Annotated in this window: 1 protein-coding gene; it reads right to left on the reverse strand. The window is 33.0% G+C overall.

The genetic code is table 11. The features are described 5' to 3' along the window. On the reverse strand, nucleotides 1-537 hold a 537-nt coding region (locus IDG60_RS27215), incomplete at both ends, for an ATP-binding cassette domain-containing protein (RefSeq protein ID WP_206160404.1).

The following is a 537-nucleotide window of genomic DNA, read 5'->3' on the forward strand; positions in this document are numbered from 1 at the left end:
TTTTACTTAGCATACAACGTACTTTTTCTCCACCTGAAAGCACACTAGCTTTTTTCTTAACTTCTTCACCACTAAATAACATACGACCTAAGAAACCACGTAAAAATGTTTCTGTTTGTTCATCTTCAGGAGCATATTGTCTTAACCAATCAACGAGATTCATATTTACACCCTCAAAGAACTCTGAGTTATCTTTAGGGAAGTAACTTAATGATGTAGTAACACCCCATTTAAATGAACCTTCGTCTGGTTCCATTTCGCCAGCTAATATTTTAAGTAATGTTGTTTTTGCAATTTCACTATCTCCAATTAAAATCGCTTTATCATTTGGATTCATTGTGAATGATACATTATCTAATACTTTTTCGCCGTCAATTGTTTTAGAAAGATTTTGAACGATTAATAAGTCGTTACCAATCTCACGCTCAGGCGTGAATTTAACGAAAGGATATCTTCTTGATGATGGTTGAATATCATCTAATTCAATTTTCTCAAGTTGTTTTTTACGACTTGTTGCTTGTTTAGATTTAGAAGCGT

The sequence above is a fragment of the Staphylococcus sp. EG-SA-2 genome (genome assembly GCF_017152085.1).